Here is a 19,495-nt window from a genome sequence, read left to right on the forward strand (position 1 = left end):
TATTTACTTTTTCTTATAAAAGAATGTGTCTATGGTTTCAAATTCATATTTTCCCGGATTAAAAATCTGTTCTGTACTCCCCACAAAAAAGACACCACCACTTTTCAAAGATGCACTGAATTTATCATATAAAAGACATTTTGCGTCTTCAGTAAAATAAATCAAGACATTTCGACAGACGACTAAGTCAAAACCCTGTTCAAATCGATCTGCAAGTAGATTATGTTTCTTAAAGGTGACTGTTCGCTTAATTTCATCTTTAACACGATAAAAATCATCTTCTTTTTTAAAGTGCTTGTTCTTTATATCATCTGGCACTTCATTCAAAGAACGCTCAGGATACACCCCCATTTTGGCCCGGGCAATTACGTTTTCATCTAAATCCGTTGCCAATATTTCAATTTGGCTTAATGGAACAAGATTCGATAAAATCATCGCAATTGTATATGGCTCTTCACCGGTTGAACAGGCAGCACTCCATATTTTTAATTTTTTTTTGCTGGCTAAGAGGGAAGGCAGGACTTTTTTCTCTAAAACTTCCCATCTCTTCGCATTCCGATAAAATTCCGAAACATTAATCGTCATTCTGTCTAAAAACTCATTTAATACTTTAGAATTGGACTGAATGTCTTTAAAATATTCCCGGAATGATCGATACCCTCTTTTCTCATACAGAGAGGTGAGACGACGTTTCATTTGCCCTTCCTTGTACAATGACAAATCAATGCCTGTCAACACTTTAATATTGCGAATAAACTCTTCATATTCTTGAGGCATTGCTGTGACTCCCCCGAACTTATTGATTTATGTCGTTCTTCTCTTTATATCGGAGTGGGCTTGGGATTCTTTAAATAATAATGCCGCTTTACGCCTTTAATTTCAATAACTGCAAAGATACAAAAAAAGCGGGTTCTGTCGAATCATTCGACAAAACCCGCTTTTATATTCTTACCTACCTAATTAGTAAACCCATTCGTTAGCGATTTTTGAATACTCAACTAGTTCTTCTTCTTTGAAGAATAAACCAATTTCACGTGCAGCGCTTTCAGCTGAGTCTGATCCGTGAATGATGTTTTTGCCTACAGTAACTGCGAAGTCGCCACGAATTGTAGCTGCTGCAGCATCTTTAGGATTAGTAGCACCCATCATTTGACGAGCAGTTGCAATTACGTTTTCACCTTCCCAAACCATTGCGAAAACAGGGCCTGAAGTGATGAAGTCCACTAATTCGCCGAAGAAAGGACGTTCTTTGTGCTCTCCGTAATGTTGCTCAGCTAATTCCTGAGAGATAACCATTAATTTTGCTCCAGCTAATAGGAAGCCTTTCTTTTCGAAACGAGAAACGATTTCACCGATTAAATTACGTTGAACGCCGTCAGGCTTTACCATTAAAAATGTTTTTTCCATAATTGTCACTCCTAATATGTATCATAGTTATTTGCCTTTATAAGGCAATCCTTTTAGAATACTACCATGGTTTGTCCAGTTTCGCAACTGCAAGCTTTAAAACTTCCTTTTTCCGATGTTTTTTGCTATGTCAGATAATGTCTTCCTCGCCTTTATGGCGGGAAGTCCTTTCAATTCCGAGAAAGCCTTTTCTAAATAAAGGTCACTTATCTTAGCCGCTTGTTCAATGGCACCTGAAGACTTGATAGCTGTAATGATTTTCGATAAATCTTCTTTGGACATATCTTCCCTAACCGTTTCGATTAGCTTTTTAAGCATTGGGTCTTCCATTGCAATCAAAACGGGTAAGGTGATGTTTCCCTGTATCAAATCACTGCCTGCCGGCTTACCCAATTCTTCTTCAGATGCAGTGAAGTCCAGGATATCATCTGTTATTTGATAAGACATGCCAACATAATAACCAAATCTAAATAACTTTTGATGGATTTTTTCATCAACACCGGCAGCAATCGCCCCGAGCTGGCAGCTTGAAGCTATGAGTAACGCTGTTTTTCTCTTTATCCTTCGAAGATAAATTCGCCAGTTTTGATTGAAATTGTATTTATCCTTAATTTGCTCTATTTCCCCAAGGCACAATTCGACCATGGTATCCGCGAGAATCTTATGTGCAAGCGGGGTCTCAATCACTGCCATCATTTCCAGTGCTCTTGCAAAAATGAAGTCGCCGGTATACATGGCAACACGATTGTCCCATTTCGATTTAATAGTGGCAGACCCTCTGCGTAAATCCGCATCATCTACAACATCATCATGTACGAGTGAAGCCGTGTGTATCAGTTCCAATGTCGCTGCAACATGCTTGACTACATGGATATCATAATCGCCAAACTTCGCCCCTAAAAGGACGAATACCGGGCGAATACGTTTTCCACCTGATTGCAGTAAATGTAGTGAAGCTTCCCGCAAAACCGTGGAATCCGCTATAATTGCCGCTTCTAATTCTTTTTCAATTAATTGCAAATCTGTATTCAAGAAGGAATACATCATTCTATATTTCATAAATTCCACCCAGCTTTGTCCATTGCTTTTATGCTTTATTTAAAGGCTTATATCCGAAATGTGTTGCAGCAACGCCACCAAAATGCGCTTTATAACTCACTTTTTCCATGCCTGCCTGCTTAAACATACTTTCAAGTTTTTTCATACCCGGGAAATCGCGTGCAGATTCCTGAAGCCAAGAATATTCATTATAGCTTTTAGCGAACAACTTGCCGAAAACCGGCATGATAAAACGAAAATAAAAATAATAGCCCTGTTTAAAACCTAGCATCGTTGGCTGCGAAGTATCGAGACAAACGACCATTCCCCCAGGCTTTACCACTCGGTTTAATTCTTTAAGGACTTGCATGTAATCTGGCACATTCCGAAGGCCAAAGCCAATCGTTACGTAATCAAAGCTATTATCATCAAAAGGGAGTTCCATTGCATTACCATGCATAAGAGAAACATGATCCAATTTAAGATCTTTGACTTTTTGTTCGCCAATTTTCAGCATGTTCTTACTGAAATCCAACCCTATTACTTTTCCTTCCGGTCCGACTTCATTAGCGAGCGCAATGGTCCAATCCGCCGTTCCACAGCATACATCGAGTGCATGGGCGCCTTTTGGGACTTTCATGATATCCATGGTCGCCTTTCGCCATTTTAGATGCTGCTTAAAGCTGATGAGGGAATTCATCTTGTCATAATTTCCGTATATCTTTTCAAAAACATGATGAACTTTTTGCTCTTTAGACTGTTCCATGGCTCAACCTTCTTTCACACATGAATTCGCTTGATTCTTTGTTTGCTTAAGTATCTCGCTCACTCTTTGTAAGATTTCTTCATTTTTTTTTGTTACATTCCGAGAGGAAAGTTCTACAGCTTTACTTACATCTCTTAGACATCTATCTATTTCAATCTTTACTCGTTCTTCTTTTTCTGATGAATGGACGTCATTACGCTTTCCTTCATCGATGATATTTCTCATGTTATCAAAGACAATCGATTGGCCAGTAAGCAAATAGTTTGTCTTTTCAGTCTGCAGTCGATTTAAAAGAAGCAGGTCTTCCGAAATCTCCATCCAATCAGGTCGTTTATAATATTCGGCCATTTTATAAACAAGCGAGGATTCGATTGCCTTTAGAGTATTTAGAAGTGTAGGAAGATCGCTTATGCATTTTTGATAAAGAATAATTTTATTATCGTTGATTTTCTTTATCGCACTTGAAAGTACGCGGATCATCTCAATGTTTCCGATACTCGCTAGCCCCTGATAATACAGGCCACTGTAGTAATCACCTGCAAGGACTTGTAATTGCCGATTTTTCAAAACCTGAGGCGTTTCCGGCCCATCGAATGAATTAGAGACGATTTCATGGGTATCAAGAGCAATTTGAACGAGCATGGTCGATTCAATGTATTGATTCCGCTCTTCGTTTAAAACGTCCAGATCATTAAACAAGCCCCAAAGTAATATTAATTTATTTTCATCAACTAATGGCTTTTGGATATATTTAAGTAAATAAGGATGTTGAGCCTTTGTTTCTATCGTTTGTTTTAATTGTCTTAAGTCATTCGTTATGTTTAACAATTGAGATCACCTTTGCATCCCCGAAAGATAATTTTTTCATACATATTCGTTTCTTATCTGTGTAAAATACACATTATTATACCATAAAAACAATCAGTTGAAATGAACAACGTTTATAAAATGATACATCCCTGAATGGGAAGGAATATCTTTTATTCTTTCTAACCAACTGGATGCAGAAGTTTTCTTAAATAAATGTGTGAAATAGGTGAGGAATAACCTTTTAGGTGAGAATCATTTACTTCACGGTTGGATTCTTTTTTGACTCACTTTCCATTTCACCGTAGGGAGTGTAAATCTTTGCATGTCCTCTTATTTTTATGGCCGATGTATGCTCCGTGAATTGAGCTATCATCACTTCCCCTGAGTCAAGCTTCTCAGAATGATGAAACTTGGTATCGGTCCCTCTTGTCAACCCAATCACGTTTACGCTATCTTCAATGGCTTTAATGACTACAAAATCACTTGAGAATTTTTCGTCCATTTCTATTCTCCCCCTATATCCTTAGTCTTTAATGAATGCCAATACTTCGGCCCGAGTACGATGGTCCTTTGCAAAAGACCCTCTCACCGCTGAGGTCACTGTTTTAGACCCTGGTTTTTTCACGCCCCGCATGGTCATACACATATGTTCAGCCTCTACTACAACCATCACACCATGTGGCTCCAGCTTCTCCATAATCGCATTTGCGACGGTCGATGTTATGCGTTCTTGCAATTGTGGTCGTTTTGAAACCGCCTCGACAGCTCTGGCTAACTTACTCAAGCCTGTCACTTTTCCGTTTTTAGGGATGTAAGCGACATGGGCTTTCCCGTAAAAAGGCACTAAATGATGCTCACAAACCGAGTAAAAAGGAATATCCTTCACAAGAACAAGCTCTTCATGATCTTCACCAAAAACCGTATCGAAATATTCTTTTGGATCCTGATTCAGCCCTGAAAATATTTCTTCATACATTCTAGCCACGCGCGCTGGAGTATCTAGTAACCCTTCTCTCCCAGGATCTTCCCCAACTGCCTCAAGAAGCATCTTCACCGCTTCTTCTATTTTTGCATGGTCGACATTTGCCATTCCCTTACCCCCTATTTAAATTGAACTAATATGTATTAGAAAAAAACACAAGACAAAACGCCTGGCATTTAATGTTCTTTCATCAAAAGGACTTTTAACCAGTATAAAGATCAATAAATAATTCATGTACCATTCATTGCATTCATTGATACTTATTATTATATTATCTTTTCTTCAGTATTCACTGCCTTTTATAATAGCATAGATAGAAATTAAGAAGCAAAAAAAGACCGCGTATGCACGCGGCCCTTTTTGTCGGTTAAGCACCCGTATGTAATGGTAAAATTACTTCACTGCATCTTTCAGTGCTTTACCAGGTTTGAAAGCTGGCACTTTGCTAGCTGCAATTTCGATTTCGTCACCAGTTTGTGGGTTACGACCTTTACGAGCCGCACGTTCACGAACTTCAAAGTTACCAAAACCGATCAATTGTACTTTATCTCCAGATTTTAGAGCTTCTAAGATTGTATCAAAAACAGCATCAACAGCTTTTGTAGCGTCTTTCTTAGAAATTTCAGTTGCTGTAACAACTTCATTAATTAATTCTGTTTTGTTCATGCCATTCACCTCCTCCCAAAAGGATCTTTATAAAAAATCATTATTACAACACGATAATAGTGATTTGATATTTAATTCAATGGGAACTTTTCCTACTGCTAACCATGTGTAACCTATCTTGAATAATTTTCCAAAAGGACACATCAGCTAAGTTAAAAATAGGTTGAAACCGCTGTTATAACGCGTTTTCTGTATGTAGATTATCACAAATCCTATTCGCTTAGCAAGGGAATTCAAAAAATAATGGGAATCTTTTCATAAAAAATTGTATAATTTATAAATTTTGTCTCCCGCTAATCATCATTTCCCTTTTTTATAGAAAGTAAACTCCTAATCCCACTGAAAATCCCATAACACTAGGGTTTTTAGAGATTCCATTAAAAACTTACTAAAAAATCGTATCGGTCAGATTCTTTTTACCCTTATAAGGACTGATGTAATCCTAACAATAAAAAGACCAATCCCACGAACGGAATTGGTCCCATTTAATATGGTTCCTTATAAAATGATCGCTATTAAACCACCACTACCTTCATTGATGATTCTTTCAAGCGTCTCCTTCAACTTATACCGAGCATTATCTGGCATCATGGCTAGTTTCACCTGAATTCCTTCTCTAACATATGAGCTTAGGCTTCGGCCAAAGATATCGGAATTCCAAATGGAGAGTGGATTATCTTCGAAATCCTGCATTAAATACCTGACTAATTCTTCACTCTGCTTCTCCGTACCAATGATCGGTGAAAACTCTGATTCGACATCTACCTTTATCATATGAATAGATGGGGCAACCGCCTTTAACCTGACCCCGAACCTGGCTCCCTGACGAATGATTTCCGGCTCATCCAAGCTCATATCGTTCAAAGATGGAGCCGCTACACCATATCCGGTTTGCTTAACCATCCTTAAAGCATCTGCTACTTGATCATATTCGGCCTTGGCATATGCAAAGTCCTGCATAAGGGATAGGAGGTGATCCTTGCCACGTATCTCGACACCGACAATTTCCTTCAGGATATCGTCGTAGAGTTCATCTGGGGCATATAAGTCGATTTCAGCCACACCCTGCCCCATTTCTATCCCCGCGAGTGCAGCATGGTCAATAAATTCAAACTCATTAAAATGCCCGACTACCCGGTCAACATCCCTTAGACGTTTGATGTCTTTTACAGTCTCTTTGACCGCTTCCTGATAGCTTTCCCTTAACCAATGGTCTTCTCGGAGGACCATTACCCAACTCGGAAGGTTGACGTTGACTTCAAGAACCGGAAACTCATAGAGAGCTTCACGAAGCACACTGTATACATCCGATTCGCGCATCCCTTCCACACTCATCGCCAATACAGGGATATCGTACTTTTCCTGTAAAGAATCCCTCAGTGCCACCGTATTTGGATGATGGGGTTGCACGGAATTAATGACTATAATAAACGGCTTTCCAACCTCTTTCAATTCTTCGATGACCCTTTCCTCGGCCTCTAAATAATCACTGCGGGGAATTTCACCAATTGTCCCGTCTGTTGTAACCACAATCCCTAAAGTTGAGTGATCCTGGATTACCTTCCGTGTACCAATTTCTGCTGCTTCATTGAAAGGGATCGGTTCTTCGTACCATGGAGTATGAATCATACGGGGCCCATTTTCATCTTCATACCCTTTGGCCCCAGGTATTGTATACCCTACACAATCGACTAATCGAATATTCACTTCTAGACCTTCCGCTACCTGAATGGAGGCTGCCTGGTTAGGCACGAACTTAGGTTCAGTCGTCATGATTGTTCTTCCCGCTGCACTTTGCGGCAGTTCATCTTGAGCTCTTGCTCGGTCTGCTTCTGACGGTATATTCGGAATGACAACAAGCTCCATGAATTTTTTTATAAATGTGGATTTCCCTGTCCTGACAGCTCCAACTACACCTAAATATATGTCTCCACCGGTTCTTTCAGCAATATCTTTAAAAATATCTACCTTTTCCAAGGTATCCCCTCCCGAATTAGCGTTTTGGGATCACGATTATCCATTTACTCATGTTTAGGACACTATATGTCTATGATGTTGTCCGAAAAATTTATTCCGATTATTCCCGTACCCATACTCCTCCACCAACAGATTTTATATAAGGGTTTTTATTTTAAAAGTAAGATAAAATGAAGATAAAGAAATAACCCTTCCCCTACAATATATTTTGTAGAAGAAGGGTTATGACTATTTTGTGAGAAATATTGGGCTTTTACTTTTTTCATCGATGGTATATGGCAGTGAATAAGCTGGAACGAATTCCGAACTATCCACAAGAAGTTCCCGAATATCTTCTCCCGTCTTGATTTTTCCATCATGCTGCTGCAGTACATCATATAAATCCGGTGTGTAATCAACATAAAGATTCCCATCCCCATCCACCACTAAATAAAGGTCCTTTTGTGAGTAGGGGCTCGTAACAGTTGGTGCTTCCTTTAGACCCATCTTTTTATAATCAAGCGTAAAGACATTTTCCGATATCCTCTCTTTATAAGGGGGATACCCGTTACTTTGCTGATATGCCTGCAACCGTAAAGAAATATCTTGAATTTTCTGGGCCATCCGGACATCCAAAAGTTTCACCGTCGGATCGTTCTCTACGTTCACTAAGACATATTGAAAAACCCCTCCCGATTCATAAGCATTATCAGGCGGTTCCGCCATATACCTTGGTGAGATTTTCGTGAACTTGATTACATACTTTTGATAAATCGGAGTGTCCGCTTCTTTCGTCACAATGGGAAGAATCCCGCCTTCGTCTTCCTTAAATTGATCAACAGCGCTTTGAACAGATTGAATTTGTTCTTTATATGGTAATTGATTTTGAACTTTTTGCTTCTGAGGATACAAACAGCCTGTCAATAATCCAGAGATGCATAATAAACATAATATTTTGAAAGAATTTCTCATCATATCTCCTCACCTATTAAGTGGTTGGGCCGCTCAGAACAACGATAAGGATGATCAAGCCGGCTAGAAGCATAAGTATGTATGCAATAATTGCTGTTAAGCCTTTCCAGATTCCTTTTAGTTTATAACGACTTCCATAAATAAGTAGGATAGAGATAACCATAAAGCCCATCGCTATAAAGGATATCCACATTTTTTGCAGAGCTGGTGTCATATCATCTTCACTCCTTTTTCCAGAAATTATTATAACATACCAAATTACGTTAAAGGTATTAAATCGTTGTCCAAACTGTTTAAATTATTGCTCAATTAGCTTTTTCGTTTAAAAATAATGTTTAAAAAGTTAAGAAAAGAATAACCAGTTTGACAAAATAACAGCCCAGCAACAACTTTTTTCATGAAGGATGCTATAGTCATTCACTTAGCCGAAAAGAGGCCAACACATGGTTTTGAATTGTTTCATAGCCCAATAGAAACAATGGCACTTCCACACGTCCAAAACCCTCTTGTGGAGTCACGATTCGAGTGATGATGAGTTCCCTTGGTTAACATTTACTGCTGACAGGGGAAAAACTTGAACATATGAAGGATATTTCTCCATAAAAAAAAGCAGAAGATAATAAGATATCTTCTGCCATTTGACTAAATCCCCCGTGCCGAGGTCAAATTACTAGTTTACTTTCGTTGCATTGTATGCTGATACCTTGTAACTCGCATCCTCAAATGCCCATTTTAATGAAATTCTTTTAACAGATTTACAGTCCATGGAATTATTTTTCCTGTCTATTATCCAATATGTTAAAAAGTTCTTCCATTTCATTGGTTTTTGAACGGTTCATCAAGAGATCAACAGCCTTCTTCACTTCTTCCCCATTAAATAACACACGATATAGGGCTTCAGTGATTGGCATGTTCACATCATACTTATGAGCTAGCTGATAGGCTGCTTTAGTCGTTCTGACACCTTCAACGACCATACCCATATTTTCTAATACTTCTTCTAGGTTTTGCCCTTTACCAAGCAAATTTCCGGCTCTCCAGTTCCGAGAGTGCACGCTTGTACATGTCACAATCAAATCGCCGATGCCAGCTAAACCTGAAAATGTAAGGGGATTGGCACCCATTGCAACTCCTAGTCGAGAAATTTCCGCCAGTCCACGCGTAATCAAGGCAGCCTTTGCATTATCCCCATAACCCAAACCATCCGTTATTCCGGCAGCCAAAGCTATGATGTTCTTCAAGGCTCCTCCGATTTCAACACCAACCAAATCCGGGTTCGTATAGACACGGAAAGAATGATTGATAAAAAGGTCTTGAACCTTTTCTGCGGCTTTCATATTTTTAGATGATACGGCAACCGTTGTTGGATGGCGCTTACTTACCTCTTCAGCATGGCTTGGCCCAGAAAGGACCACTATATCTTTAAGCCATTCCGGCGAAGAGACTTCTTCAATCATCTCGGAAATACGAAGTAGAGAATCTGGCTCGATACCTTTACTCACATGTACAATCGTTAACGGAATATCGTGAACCGCTTCAATTTGCCCAAGCACTTCACGATAGGCTTTAGTCGGAACAGCCAAAATAACGATTTCAATGCCACTTAAAGCCTTCTCCATGGAGGAATAGCCCTTAATCCCCAATGGCAGCTCAATGCCTGGCAAATATTTATTATTGGTATGTTCTACATTTATTTCATCAATCTGCTTCGGGTTATGTCCCCATAATCTCACTTCATGCTGGTTATCGGCTAACACCATGGCTAGAGCGGTTCCCCAGCTACCGGCACCAATAACAGCGATGCTTTCTTTTTCATTCACCATTGTACATACCGCCTTTCTATTTTCTTTGGCGTCCAAAAATCCGTATCGGCGTTCCTTCGAATCCAAAGGCATCCCGAATACGATTTTCTAAAAATCTCTCATATGAGAAATGCATTAACTCTGGATCATTAACGAATACAACGAAAGTAGGCGGCTTGATTGCCACTTGTGTCGCATAGTAAATTTTCAAACGGTTACCATTATGTGTAGGTGTTGGATTCATGGCCACTGCATCCATAACCACTTCATTCAGGATATTTGTTTGAACGCGTATAGCATGGTTTTCGCTAGCTCGATCAATGACCGGCAACAATGTATGCGTGCGTTTCTTAGTTAGGGCAGATAGATAAATAATCGGAGCGTAATCAAGGAATTGGAAATTATCCCGGATTTTTTCTTCAAATTCCTTCATCGTCTTTTCGTCTTTCTCGATGGCATCCCATTTATTGACCACGATGATAACCGCTCTACCCGCTTCATCAGCATATCCAGCAATTTTCTTGTCCTGTTCGCGGATGCCTTCCTCCGCATTCAGAACGACCAGAACAACATCAGAGCGTTCAATTGCTCTTAAAGCACGAAGAACACTATATTTCTCTGTGCTTTCATACACTTTCCCTTTTTTCCTCATACCTGCCGTATCAATGATGACATACTCTTTGCCATTGAATTTGTACGGTGAATCAATTGCATCACGTGTCGTACCTTCGATATCACTTACGATAACACGTTCTTCCCCCAATAAAGCATTCACTAGGGATGATTTACCGACATTTGGGCGTCCAATCAGACTGAATTTGATTACGTCGTCAGCATAATCCTGGCCACCGTATTTAGGGAAATGTTTAGCGGCTTCATCCAACAGATCACCAAGCCCCAGTCCATGTGAACCTGAAATTGGGAATGGATCGCCAAAACCTAGAGCATAGAAATCATAAATTTGATCTCTCATTTCTGGGTTGTCCACTTTATTGACAGCAAGAACGACTGGCTTTTTCGATCTATAGAGGATTTTAGCAACCTCTTCATCTGCTGGAGTTACACCTTCACGTCCATTCGTCATGAAGATGATAACATCTGCTTCATCAATGGCGATTTCAGCCTGCGAACGAATTTGTTCCAGGAATGGCTCATCACCGATGTCGATTCCACCTGTATCAATGATATTAAAGTCATGAGTTAACCATTCACCTGAACTATAAATCCTGTCTCTTGTTACTCCTGGAACGTCCTCAACGATTGAAACACGTTCTCCCACTATTCTATTAAAGATTGTTGATTTACCAACGTTTGGCCGACCAACTATCGCAATTACCGGTTTTGGCATTGCTATTCACCCTTTCTGCTACTATATCTCTGTCAAAGTCACGAAATTCATGAATGCATTCTTTTAATATTTCATCTGCACTGTGATTTTCATTAATTCCTTTTTAAGGAAAAGGCTGTATGGATCATCATATAAAGGAAACTTCCATCAGTACAAGAAAATACCTATACTGTTGGCAAGTTAAACGTATCAAGTATATACAGGCATGAGTCCGCCTATCCCCTTGTTCCTAAGAGAACATATGGCAAATCCGCTGCTTGCTAAACATGATTAAAAACAGCCACGAAAAAATGAAGACAGCCAAAAAACACCTTCGGCAACAGCTTCCATTTAATATAATTAGAGCACTTTACGATTTATCTACAGACCTCTAACTATCCTATAGTACCAAATTTCTCACTAATCAACAATGATTGTATGCATAAAAGCCCATTCTCCTACAATATTCCCCGCAAAAACTCCTTATGAAAAGTATTATATTAAACAAATTTTCATCCTATCTATTGGGTAAAGTTCTCCTTCCTTTCCTCCGACAATACCCTTGCTTGTGATGATGCAAAAATATATCCACATAAGACCTCGAGCAATCGCCAAAGAGCATTGGTCGTCAATACCATGACTACATTATCATGCCATGCATAAGATAGCGCCACGTAAGTCATCGAATGGAAATGAAGGAGGCCTGAATACACAAGATCGCCCAGCGTCATTCCTAACAACAGTACCGACATGCGCGATTTCCAGTCTTTAAACAGTAAGAGAATCAAATAATTCAGGAAAATGCAAAGAAGATAGGGCGCCTTGATAAATAGCCAAATGGGATCTAGTAAAGAGAACAACTGAAAACTTGCATAGGCCAGAGTGACAATCAAACTTCCTATAACAAGCTCTATTGTTTTCAAGGGAGATCGCTTTCTTATGTATACACACAGAATAAGAAAAAGATATAGCCCACTAATATGCATAGTAAAGGAGGATACCTCAAGGGTATATCCCACAAGGACCATGATAGCTAACAGATGGAAAAGGAAATCGAATCGATAGGCAACGGTTTTAGGAATAAAAAACATGACACATACCCACACTATCCATGAAACCCAATAAAAAAATATTCCATCCATAATAGCTTCTCCCCTTTTTAAGAAACATTATGGGTTATTTATGGTAAGAATAAACATGGCGATTTTTTTGATAAGTTACTAAATGCATGCCTGACAATAAAGGAGGTGTAATCTCGTGGGCAAAGACCGCCAAGAAAAGAAATTAAGGGAAAGCAAACGTTTGGAATCGGATCGGGACCAGTCCCTCGATAAAAAAGGGGCAACCAAGCTGGAAAGTCCTGAAGATGCAAGAAATAGAAACCATTGACCACTAAAAAAAGAGCACCTCTATTGTCATGATAACAATAGATGGTGCTTCTTTTATTGTCATTTTGCATAGGAAGTGCAGTCTATCCCTCTTTGAGTCAACCAGTGATAGGTATCACCGGAGATCACGACCTTTGCCTTTCTAAGCTCGGAAATATTAATAGCACCAAGTGCCGTCATAATAATCTTAAAATCGTCATGTATGTAATTTATTTCCCTAATTAGCTGCTCTAAACCGCTTTCTTTGTGCACCTTCAAGAAATGGCCAGCTATCCCTATTCCTCTTGCTCCTAAAGCTAAGCTTTTGGCAATCTCTAAAGGATTCTGAATACCGCCTGAACCCACGACTGACAATGCGGGTGAAACATTTACCGCTTCTACTATGGAAGCAGCAGTGGGAATACCCCATTCATTAAAATATCCGAGTATTTTGGAGCGTCTTTCATTTTCAATCCTAGCAAAATTCGTTCCACCGAAACCGCCCACATCTATTATGGAAACTCCAACAGAATGCAATTGCTCTACGGTTTCCTTACTCATGCCAAACCCTACTTCTTTTATTATGAGTGGAACTCCTAAATTTTTATTGATTTCTTCTATCCTAGACAGTATACCTGCAAAATCCCTATCTCCTTCAGGCATGGTCAACTCTTGAATGGCATTGATATGAATCTGGAATGCATCAGCCTCAATCATATCGCTCGCTCGCTTTGCTTGTTCAACAGTGGCTTCACCACCAAGATTTCCAATGAGGATTCCATTAGGATTCTCTTGTCTTACCACTTTATATGAAGCTTCCTGACTTGGATCTTTAATGGCTCCCATTTGTGAACCGACTGCCATTGCCATTCCAGTTTCCCTGGCAGCAATGGCCAGTTCCCTATTGATTTTTTCAGTTTCCAGTCCACCGCCGCCGGTCATGGCATTTATGAAAATTGGCGAACTTAATGTAAGTCCGCCAATTTCCACCGTAATATCCACATTATCCAATGAAATCCCAGGTAAGCTTTGGTGAACAAACGAAACATCTTCAAACCCGGATTTACGTTGCTGGCCTGTTTTCAATGCAATGTTTATATGGTCTAATTTTCGTTGTGCTCTCTCCAAGGCTCTCTCCAATTATTATCTTATTTTAGTTTTTTTAATTGATCGCCAATCATTTCACCAAGCTGGAACCCTTTTGTTTCAGCTGGAATTTCATAATCCGACGAGTAATTAGATTGTGGATCTTCCAGTTCTTTGATGCTTAATGATAACCGTTGATCCGCTTCATTGACGTCCAAAATCTTCACTTTGACCGACTGACCCTCTTGCAGGACTTCCTGCGGTGTTGCTATATGTTTGTGAGATATCTGTGAAATATGGACCAATCCTTCCACTCCGGGAAAGATTTCAACAAAGGCACCGAAGGAAACAAGACGTTTAACTACACCTTCTTGTATCGATCCTTTTGCTGCTTTATCAGCGATATCCACCCATGGACCAGGAAGGGTGTCCTTTATGGATAAAGAAATTCTCTCGTTATCACGGTCAATCGAAAGAACCTTCACCTGTACTTTATCGCCTTCAGTCACGACATCTGACGCTTTATCGACATGTTGGTGAGACAGTTGAGAAATATGAACAAGTCCGTCTACGCCACCAATATCAACAAAAGCTCCGAAATCGGTTATTCTTTGTACAGTTCCCTCAATCACTTGGCCACTTTCAATTCCATCAAGAACACTAGCTTTCTGCTTTTCCTTTTGCTCCTGTACAACTGCCCGATGGGAAAGAATCAAACGGTTCTTATCCTTCTCTAGTTCGACAATCTTGAATGTTAAAGTTCGGTTTTTGTAATCAGAAAAGTCCTCAACAAAGTAGTCTTCTACTAAAGAAGCTGGAACAAAACCACGTACGCCTAGATCTACAACAAGTCCGCCTTTGACAACATCTTTGATTTCTGCTTCAAATACGACTCCATTTTCAAATTTTTCTTCTAGGTCATCCCACGCTTTAAGAGCATCAATTTTACGTTTTGATAGAATAAGAGCTTCTTCTTCCACTTTGATAACTTCAAGCTCTAAGATGTCTCCTTCTGAAACGGCATCAGATGCTTTTTCGACATGCAGGCTTGACAACTCACTGATAGGAATGATCCCACCGGACTTGCTGTTTTCCACATCGACAATGACCTGTTTTTCTTCTACCTTTGAAACGGTTGCTTTAACTTGATCCCCAACATTGTAATTGTTCACTTCTACTTGATTCATATCTTCTGTCATTACTAACTCCTCCTTAACCCATGACTGATCAGCAAATTCATCGGCCATATATTTTATTTAAAGTGATTGGATAAATACACTTTTTATAAAGATAAACCAGCCTCTTTTTAGGGTAAAAAGGTCAAATTACCTTTTTTATTCCTATAAAGGAATATTACCCCTAATTTATAAATTCTAACAAAATCAGTGAATTGTCAAGCGGAAAGGATTATTTATGTTCAGAAATCAATTTTCCGATATGCGCCATAACGATCTTGGTCGCTTCATCAGCTGAAATCCTTTTCTCCCGATATTCTGTAAAGTCAATTGGTGGGCCGTAAACGACCTTTAGAGGGCGCAATAATTTATATGGTCCAATTATCGCACAAGGAATTATCACAGCTTCGGATCGCAATGCGAAAAAACCGGCTCCTGCCAATCCTTCTTGCAATTCACCCGTTTTGCTTCTGGTACCTTCGGGAAATAGCCCAAGTACTTTGCCTTCTTTTAAAAGCTTCAGCCCTTTTCTAAGTGATTCCCGATCGCTATTTCCCCGCTTAACGGGAAAAGCGTTTACCCTAGGTAATATACCCTTTAATATAGGTGCATGAAACAACTCTTCCTTCGCCATGAAGTGAATATCCCTTGGAGACGTCATTCCGACGACGGGCGGGTCCAAATTATCAATGTGATTGGCACAAATCAGCACCCCTCCCTCTTTAGGTATATTTTCCTTCCCTAACGTTTTAACCCTATAAGCAGGCATTAAAACGCCTTTTACGACGTTTTTACCAAAAGTATAAAAATCCAAGGTCATCTTTTCCTTTCTTCTATCAATGACATGATACTTTCTGCCACTTCTTGGATGGAAAGCGAAGTCGTGTCAATCTCGACAGCATCCTCTGCCTTTTTCAAAGGGGAAACTTCTCTCTCGGAGTCGAGCTTGTCCCTAGTTGCAATTTCTTCTTTTAAGATCTCAATATCAGAAGGGAATCCTTTTAGTAGATTTTCCTGATGTCTTCGCTGAGCCCTTTCATCCACAGAGGCAATTAGGAATACCTTAACCTCGGCATTCGGCAGTACATGGGTACCTATATCTCTGCCGTCCATGACCACTCCGCCATTTTCACCAAACATTTGCTGCCTTCTAACCATTTCTTCCCGAATGCTTCTGTGCTTTGCCACTTCTGAGACAGACCCAGTCACTTCATTGTTTCTAATTTGAGCGGTAACATCCTCATTATCCACAAACACCAATTGTCCCGCTTCACTCGGTCTTAAAGATATATCGGTATCAATCAACATATTGAATAAAGCGTTCTCATCATTCAGGGCAACCCCGTGATTCAACGCTTTATAAGTTAATGACCGGTACATCGCACCTGTATCTACATATATGTAATTGAACTTTTCTGCAACAATTTTTGCAACCGTACTTTTTCCAGCAGCAGCTGGTCCATCGATTGCAACTGATAATTTTTTTGTCATAAATCCTCCCAAGAATCCTACGATCATGATGATAGTTTACTACCCCTTCATTTTATCACAATTAGCGAGAAAAAGATTAATAAAAGGGCGTGTCAATTGAAAATCACGTCTGTTTAAAACACCTTATCGGTATTTATCCGAGATTCCTTGCTAAAGGCGTGTTCATCTAGAAAAAGGCGGGAATCCCGCGCTTTTATTTTGATGTCCCATTAAAGGTTTCAATAATTTTAGTATAGTTATTTGTATTGACCCCTTCATACTTTGAAAGCTTTGTCAGCTCAAAGATGCGATCTTCCTTACTTAGAAGAAGTTGAAAAAAAAGCAAACAGATTAGTTGGATGATTATCACTTTAATTAAAAGCCTTTCAATTGTTTTCATGAACTGTCCCTTCCAAACTAGGTAATACAATCAGTATGGAAAGAAATCCGACTTCTCATTCACCTCAATTACATATACAGACCTTTTTTCTTCAAGTCCACTTGCTTTTCAAAAATGAACCTCATCAATGTTTGAACCTCATTTCTTGGAGGGTCTATAAATTGAATATGAAGTAACCTATTGCCATGGTCCTTCTCCGTCACCCTTATCACTTTACTTTTCAACCGCAAGTATTGAATTTCCCCTGACTTTAATGTAAGGGCCATCCATAGATATAGTTCTGAGACAGATCCGATATCCACCCCTTTTAAAAGCCTGATTGAAGCCCCACCCGCACTGATGTCCTCGGTCAGGGCTCGGAATGGGGAAAACTCATACTGTATGGGATGCAATGCGATATCCACCGTTACATCAAGACGGACATACTGTCTCCTCTGAATTTTCACAAACGTCTCTACTTCGGGTACCATTAGTTGAATCATCGGGATTTGCCCTTTCACTTTGCCCAATACCTCGGAATCAAAAATATAAACGGCTTGTTCCTCATCCGTAAAGGAAATGTTCAGTTGAGTTCCATCCACTAGAAATACAACTTTTCCCGTCTCGATATTTATGGGGTAGTCTACGTAAACGCAACCAGATTCCATTTCTACGACCATACATTTAAACTTTTCCTTTTGGGAAGAGTATTTTTGCTCTAGCGTCAGCATATCGCCTATTTTAAACATTGTGTCTACACGTCCTTCGTTATTCTTAAAAAGGATCACCACTGAAGGAATTAATGAAATTAAACCCTTAATTTATTCCACATAATCCATAAAAAGTTTATTTGTATTATGTCATGGAAATGGAAAAAGGAAAAGTACCTAGGCACTTTTCCCTATATTTATTTTAGATATTAGTGTGGATGTTATATTAGATTAACTTTTCATAAACAGGTTCTGCATTTTTCAATTTTTCTACCTTTTCTTCCCTGCCGTTGTCAGCATTAATGAAAATTCGGTAGGTATCTTCCTTAATCGTTCCAAGAAACTCGTAACAAAGTACCTCTTCACCTATGTCATTTATAATTAATGCCTTTCCCTGCTCCATGATTTTGACGTTCGGATTAATTTTTTCTTTCGCTTCTTTTTCTGTAATTGTGGCGTCACCAATATCCCTAATCTTATTTGCTTTTAAATATTCTTCTGCAGAAAATCCGATGATGGATCCATCGTCCAAAGCCACTTTTACCTTGACCGAGTCTGGGTAAACCCTTATTCCATTGACAGAAGAGACAAAATTAAACAGACCTATGTGACCATATTGCACACTTTCAAACAACTCAAGCGATCTAAAGTCATGTTTCTTAAGAAAAGCGGATGCTTTACCGTAAGCTTGATTTAAATCAATATTCGTTTTTTGCACCTCCCGATTATTGATATACCAGATGGGATAACCACCCTTTTTGGTCATATCCATATTCACCTCGGTATCCTTTTCCTTATCCAGGATACTTATGCTATAAAATCCATAATCAGAGCCTTTTCCGTTTTCTTCAACATTTACTTTTACATTTTCACTTTGATTATTTGAATACGCTCGCGCGGCCGTGACAGCCTCTTTTTTCGTCAATGCTTTCCCGTTTAAATTTTGATAATTTTTGTCCTTCTGCTCTGCAGAGATATATGTTGGATTCATTTCATTCGTTTCACCATATCCTGCGACTTTTTTCTCTACCGTTTTAAACCCATCAATGATTGTATTATCATTATTCTCTTTACCCGTCGCTAGCGCTAACTCGACATCCATCCATCTTAAATTATTTTTAAGTACAAGATATTGCACTTTTCTTAACTCACCTTGAATATCTCCAGCTTGAGTATACAAAGAATTTAAATTCGCGTATTCTTTATCGCTCAGCGGTTGCTTTTCCAAATCACGAACCGCCGTTCGGTAACTGAAGTCTGCGATTTTCGATAAAAATTCTTCTGTCTTATTAAAAGGAAGTAAGGTCAGTGGCAGCTGCCCAACATCACTCTGTGCCTCAGAAGTGATTCGCCAAACGTCGGTAAGGGCTGGACTTAAAGAATGTTGTGAATTCATGGCGAGCGTACTCCCAATTTTGTCATGTAATAGGTCCACCTGATAGCTTAAATCATGAAAGGCCCGCTGATACGTGTTTTCGGCATTAATTAATACAGCATTTTTTTCTTTATGTTCTTGGTATCCCCAAAAGGCAGTTCCTCCAACGACTAAAACAAGCAGGACAATTACTATATTCCTAACCAT

At 39.3% G+C, this 19,495-nt stretch carries 22 protein-coding genes; 1 reads left to right on the forward strand and 21 read right to left on the reverse strand.

Annotated features, from left to right (window positions below; genetic code table 11):
- Window positions 1–3 precede the first annotated feature (3 nt).
- The 14 genes from ACIQXH_RS01050 to ACIQXH_RS20430 form a co-directional block, all read right to left on the reverse strand.
- Entirely contained in the window at window positions 4–777 is a 774-nt protein-coding gene (locus tag ACIQXH_RS01050) for a CheR family methyltransferase (RefSeq protein ID WP_403121857.1), read from the reverse strand.
- Window positions 778–960: 183 nt separating this feature from the next.
- Window positions 961–1,407, reverse strand: coding sequence for a nucleoside-diphosphate kinase (ndk, locus tag ACIQXH_RS01055; RefSeq protein WP_402869169.1), 447 nt, complete (start codon window positions 1,405–1,407; stop codon window positions 961–963).
- 96 nt (window positions 1,408–1,503) lie between these two features.
- Complete coding sequence (gene hepT, locus ACIQXH_RS01060; RefSeq protein WP_402956690.1) at window positions 1,504–2,466, reverse strand: heptaprenyl diphosphate synthase component II; 963 nt, start codon at window positions 2,464–2,466, stop codon at window positions 1,504–1,506.
- Window positions 2,467–2,494: 28 nt separating this feature from the next.
- Entirely contained in the window at window positions 2,495–3,211 is a 717-nt protein-coding gene (locus ACIQXH_RS01065; RefSeq protein WP_402869172.1) for a demethylmenaquinone methyltransferase, read from the reverse strand.
- A 3-nt stretch (window positions 3,212–3,214) separates the two neighbouring features.
- Window positions 3,215–4,039, reverse strand: coding sequence for a heptaprenyl diphosphate synthase component 1 (locus ACIQXH_RS01070; protein WP_402986081.1), 825 nt, complete (start codon window positions 4,037–4,039; stop codon window positions 3,215–3,217).
- A 238-nt stretch (window positions 4,040–4,277) separates the two neighbouring features.
- On the reverse strand, window positions 4,278–4,523 hold the full coding sequence (gene mtrB / locus ACIQXH_RS01075; protein ID WP_402869175.1) for a trp RNA-binding attenuation protein MtrB: 246 nt from the start codon (window positions 4,521–4,523) through the stop codon (window positions 4,278–4,280).
- A 21-nt stretch (window positions 4,524–4,544) separates the two neighbouring features.
- Window positions 4,545–5,111, reverse strand: coding sequence for a GTP cyclohydrolase I FolE (gene folE / locus ACIQXH_RS01080; protein WP_402869176.1), 567 nt, complete (start codon window positions 5,109–5,111; stop codon window positions 4,545–4,547).
- Window positions 5,112–5,396: 285 nt separating this feature from the next.
- Window positions 5,397–5,669 carry an HU family DNA-binding protein gene (locus ACIQXH_RS01085; protein WP_318683240.1) on the reverse strand — a complete coding sequence of 91 codons (273 nt, stop codon included), beginning with the start codon at window positions 5,667–5,669 and terminating at the stop codon, window positions 5,397–5,399.
- 498 nt (window positions 5,670–6,167) lie between these two features.
- Entirely contained in the window at window positions 6,168–7,646 is a 1,479-nt protein-coding gene (gene spoIVA, locus ACIQXH_RS01090) for a stage IV sporulation protein A (protein ID WP_402869179.1), read from the reverse strand.
- A gap of 228 nt (window positions 7,647–7,874) precedes the next feature.
- A complete protein-coding gene (locus ACIQXH_RS01095; protein WP_402869181.1) occupies window positions 7,875–8,597 on the reverse strand; it encodes a hypothetical protein in 723 nt (240 codons plus the stop codon).
- 16 nt (window positions 8,598–8,613) lie between these two features.
- A complete protein-coding gene (locus tag ACIQXH_RS01100) occupies window positions 8,614–8,811 on the reverse strand; it encodes a DUF2768 domain-containing protein (RefSeq protein ID WP_402869182.1) in 198 nt (65 codons plus the stop codon).
- 556 nt (window positions 8,812–9,367) lie between these two features.
- Window positions 9,368–10,420 carry an NAD(P)H-dependent glycerol-3-phosphate dehydrogenase gene (locus ACIQXH_RS01105; RefSeq protein ID WP_402869184.1) on the reverse strand — a complete coding sequence of 351 codons (1,053 nt, stop codon included), beginning with the start codon at window positions 10,418–10,420 and terminating at the stop codon, window positions 9,368–9,370.
- A gap of 16 nt (window positions 10,421–10,436) precedes the next feature.
- Window positions 10,437–11,747 carry a ribosome biogenesis GTPase Der gene (gene der / locus ACIQXH_RS01110; protein ID WP_402869186.1) on the reverse strand — a complete coding sequence of 437 codons (1,311 nt, stop codon included), beginning with the start codon at window positions 11,745–11,747 and terminating at the stop codon, window positions 10,437–10,439.
- Window positions 11,748–12,247: 500 nt separating this feature from the next.
- Window positions 12,248–12,868 carry a YphA family membrane protein gene (locus ACIQXH_RS20430; RefSeq protein ID WP_427650631.1) on the reverse strand — a complete coding sequence of 207 codons (621 nt, stop codon included), beginning with the start codon at window positions 12,866–12,868 and terminating at the stop codon, window positions 12,248–12,250.
- Window positions 12,869–12,983: 115 nt separating this feature from the next.
- Here ACIQXH_RS20430 and ACIQXH_RS01120 point away from each other — a divergent pair, with 115 nt between their 5' ends.
- Window positions 12,984–13,115, forward strand: a complete 132-nt coding sequence (locus ACIQXH_RS01120) for a YpzI family protein (protein ID WP_402869190.1) — start codon at window positions 12,984–12,986, stop codon at window positions 13,113–13,115.
- 59 nt (window positions 13,116–13,174) lie between these two features.
- On the opposite strand, the gene fni is transcribed toward ACIQXH_RS01120, so the two are convergent.
- The 7 genes from fni to ypeB form a co-directional block, all read right to left on the reverse strand.
- Window positions 13,175–14,221 carry a type 2 isopentenyl-diphosphate Delta-isomerase gene (fni, locus tag ACIQXH_RS01125; protein WP_402869192.1) on the reverse strand — a complete coding sequence of 349 codons (1,047 nt, stop codon included), beginning with the start codon at window positions 14,219–14,221 and terminating at the stop codon, window positions 13,175–13,177.
- Between the two features lie 20 nt (window positions 14,222–14,241).
- Entirely contained in the window at window positions 14,242–15,378 is a 1,137-nt protein-coding gene (rpsA, locus tag ACIQXH_RS01130) for a 30S ribosomal protein S1 (protein ID WP_402869194.1), read from the reverse strand.
- 208 nt (window positions 15,379–15,586) lie between these two features.
- The gene (locus ACIQXH_RS01135) at window positions 15,587–16,168 is read right to left on the reverse strand and encodes a lysophospholipid acyltransferase family protein (RefSeq protein ID WP_402869196.1); all 582 of its coding nucleotides are present in this window, start codon (window positions 16,166–16,168) and stop codon (window positions 15,587–15,589) included.
- 2 nt (window positions 16,169–16,170) lie between these two features.
- The gene (cmk, locus tag ACIQXH_RS01140; RefSeq protein WP_402869198.1) at window positions 16,171–16,845 is read right to left on the reverse strand and encodes a (d)CMP kinase; all 675 of its coding nucleotides are present in this window, start codon (window positions 16,843–16,845) and stop codon (window positions 16,171–16,173) included.
- Between the two features lie 193 nt (window positions 16,846–17,038).
- Window positions 17,039–17,224, reverse strand: a complete 186-nt coding sequence (locus tag ACIQXH_RS01145; protein WP_402869200.1) for a YpfB family protein — start codon at window positions 17,222–17,224, stop codon at window positions 17,039–17,041.
- 68 nt (window positions 17,225–17,292) lie between these two features.
- Window positions 17,293–17,952, reverse strand: coding sequence for a flagellar brake protein (locus tag ACIQXH_RS01150; protein WP_402869203.1), 660 nt, complete (start codon window positions 17,950–17,952; stop codon window positions 17,293–17,295).
- Window positions 17,953–18,139: 187 nt separating this feature from the next.
- Window positions 18,140–19,495 carry a germination protein YpeB gene (gene ypeB, locus ACIQXH_RS01155; protein WP_402869205.1) on the reverse strand — a complete coding sequence of 452 codons (1,356 nt, stop codon included), beginning with the start codon at window positions 19,493–19,495 and terminating at the stop codon, window positions 18,140–18,142.

The sequence above is a fragment of the Peribacillus sp. NPDC097225 genome (genome assembly GCF_044761955.1).
Classification (GTDB): domain Bacteria; phylum Bacillota; class Bacilli; order Bacillales; family DSM-1321; genus Peribacillus.

Bases quoted from the DNA above. Each gene is read 5' to 3' on its own strand.
- ACIQXH_RS01085 (WP_318683240.1), bottom strand. From the start codon at position 5,669: ATGAACAAAACAGAATTAATTAATGAAGTTGTTACAGCAACTGAAATT.
- hepT (WP_402956690.1), bottom strand. From the start codon at position 2,466: ATGAAATATAGAATGATGTATTCCTTCTTGAATACAGATTTGCAATTA.
- cmk (WP_402869198.1), bottom strand. From the start codon at position 16,845: ATGACAAAAAAATTATCAGTTGCAATCGATGGACCAGCTGCTGCTGGA.
- ACIQXH_RS01145 (WP_402869200.1), bottom strand. From the start codon at position 17,224: ATGAAAACAATTGAAAGGCTTTTAATTAAAGTGATAATCATCCAACTA.
- ACIQXH_RS01065 (WP_402869172.1), bottom strand. From the start codon at position 3,211: ATGGAACAGTCTAAAGAGCAAAAAGTTCATCATGTTTTTGAAAAGATA.
- ACIQXH_RS01150 (WP_402869203.1), bottom strand. From the start codon at position 17,952: ATGTTTAAAATAGGCGATATGCTGACGCTAGAGCAAAAATACTCTTCC.
- der (WP_402869186.1), bottom strand. From the start codon at position 11,747: ATGCCAAAACCGGTAATTGCGATAGTTGGTCGGCCAAACGTTGGTAAA.
- mtrB (WP_402869175.1), bottom strand. From the start codon at position 4,523: ATGGACGAAAAATTCTCAAGTGATTTTGTAGTCATTAAAGCCATTGAA.
- folE (WP_402869176.1), bottom strand. From the start codon at position 5,111: ATGGCAAATGTCGACCATGCAAAAATAGAAGAAGCGGTGAAGATGCTT.
- ACIQXH_RS20430 (WP_427650631.1), bottom strand. From the start codon at position 12,868: ATGGATGGAATATTTTTTTATTGGGTTTCATGGATAGTGTGGGTATGT.
- ACIQXH_RS01050 (WP_403121857.1), bottom strand. From the start codon at position 777: ATGCCTCAAGAATATGAAGAGTTTATTCGCAATATTAAAGTGTTGACA.
- ACIQXH_RS01095 (WP_402869181.1), bottom strand. From the start codon at position 8,597: ATGAGAAATTCTTTCAAAATATTATGTTTATTATGCATCTCTGGATTA.
- ndk (WP_402869169.1), bottom strand. From the start codon at position 1,407: ATGGAAAAAACATTTTTAATGGTAAAGCCTGACGGCGTTCAACGTAAT.
- ypeB (WP_402869205.1), bottom strand. From the start codon at position 19,495: ATGGTTAGGAATATAGTAATTGTCCTGCTTGTTTTAGTCGTTGGAGGA.
- ACIQXH_RS01105 (WP_402869184.1), bottom strand. From the start codon at position 10,420: ATGGTGAATGAAAAAGAAAGCATCGCTGTTATTGGTGCCGGTAGCTGG.
- ACIQXH_RS01100 (WP_402869182.1), bottom strand. From the start codon at position 8,811: ATGACACCAGCTCTGCAAAAAATGTGGATATCCTTTATAGCGATGGGC.
- rpsA (WP_402869194.1), bottom strand. From the start codon at position 15,378: ATGACAGAAGATATGAATCAAGTAGAAGTGAACAATTACAATGTTGGG.